Annotated in this window: 1 protein-coding gene and 1 pseudogene; both read right to left on the bottom strand. The window is 75.4% G+C overall.

The genetic code is table 11. The annotated features are described in order from the left end of the window. Positions 1–1,303, bottom strand: a 1,303-nt coding sequence (locus HGA02_RS18675; protein WP_343035614.1) for a carbohydrate-binding domain-containing protein, incomplete at its 3' end; no start/stop codon positions are given. A gap of 29 nt (positions 1,304–1,332) precedes the next feature. Beyond that, positions 1,333–1,662, bottom strand: a pseudogene (locus tag HGA02_RS18670) (molecular chaperone); the annotation flags it as partial.

The raw sequence follows: 1,662 nt of genomic DNA, 5'->3' as shown, positions 1-1,662 counted from the left end.
AGCCCGCCGCCGTGCCCGAGCCCGCCGCGGTGCCCGCACCACCGGTCGAGCCCGCAGCGTCGGTCGTCGTCGACCCCGCCGTCGCGTTGACGCCGTCGTCGCTCGTCGTCAGGGAGGTGTCGCCGCCCGCGACGGTGATGACCGGCGCCTCCAGCCCTTCGACCGCCGTCGCCACGTCGAGCGTGCCGCCCGCGACGCGCAGGGCCCCCTCGGCGTGGATGCCGTCGTCGCCCGTCGCGAGCGTGACGTCGCCGTCGGTGACCGCGACAACCCCGTCGGAGTGCACGGCGTCGTCGGCCGCGTCGACGCGCAGCGTGCCGCCGCCCACGACGACGGACACGTCGCCGACCAGGCCCTTCGGCGAGGCGTCGTCGGCGAGGGTCGCGTCGTGGCCGCCGCCCGCGGTGACCGTGACGGTCCCGTCGCCGAGCACGACGTCGGTCGCCGCGGTCACGCCGTCGTCGCCGGACGTCAGCGTGAGGTCACCGCCCAGGACGGCGACGTACCCGAGCGCGGCGTCGTCGGCCTCGTCGGACTTCAGCGCGTCGCCGCCGGCCGTGACGTCGAGCGTGCCGTCCTGCACGACGAGGTAGTCCTTGCCCCGGATCCCGTCGTCGACGGCGTCGACCGTGATCGTGCCGGACTCGACCACCAGGCCGTCCTTGCTCGCGATGCCGTCGTTCGACCGGCCCTCGACGTCGAGCGACCCGCTGCCGGTGATCGTGAGGTCCGCGGTGCTGAACAGGGCCGCGTTCGGCTCGTCGGCCTCGGCGTCCGGGTATGCGTACGTCGTCGCGTCGGCCAGGTGGTTGGTCGACCCGTCGGCGAGCACGACGACCACGTCGCCGGCGTCCGTGACCTGGAGCGGTGACGTCGTCGAGCTCGTGAGGTCGGCGTCGTCGAGGACGAGGACGACCGTGCCGTCGTCGGGGCTGTCCACGACCAGCGACCCGTCGGTGAGCGTGCCGGAGACGGCGTACGTGCCGGCGGCGGTGACGGTGATCGTCGACCCGTCGACCGTCGCGCCGTCGCCGTCGACCGTGGCCGTCGTGCCGTCCAGCGTGATCGTCGTCGCGGACGACGTGTCGTCGGTCGCCGTGGTCTCGTGCCAGGCGGTGTTGTCGGCGAGCGTGCTCTCGACGGTGACGTCGGCGTCGGTGGCCGTCGCGGTCGCGGTGCTGCTCGACGTGCCGGACGAGCCGGTGGAGGCTGCGTCGGCCGCCGAGCAGCCGACGAGGGTCGCGGCCACGAGGCCGGCGACGAGGGCGGTGGGGGCGACGAGGCGCCCGCGGTGGAGTCGCACGGTGGTGCTCCGATCTGGTGGGTGGTGGGTCAGCGGGTCGCGGCGGCAACGTGCCGGTCGAGCACGCGGCGCCACGGCGTGGCGGGGAGGTCGGGGTGCAGGACGGCCAGGCCGGTGCCGTACTTCGAGACGCGCACGGGCCGGTGGCCGTGCCGCCAGAGCAGCCGGTCCGTCGACGACGGCGTGGAGCCGGTCTTGGTCTCGACGATCGCGAGGCCGTGCAGGGGGAGCGAGCGCCCCGTCGACGGGTCGGTCCAGACGAGACCGGTGTCGACGGTGGTGCGCGAGCCGCCGGTGCCGGGCGGCGCGCCGGTGGTCGTGATCGCCCCGGCGGCGTCGGTCGCGTCGGTCGCGTCGGG

The sequence above is a fragment of the Cellulomonas septica genome, from assembly GCF_012396155.1.
GTDB classification, from domain to species: Bacteria; Actinomycetota; Actinomycetes; order Actinomycetales; family Cellulomonadaceae; genus Cellulomonas; species Cellulomonas septica.
This window is presented reverse-complemented; position numbering and strand designations above follow the sequence as displayed.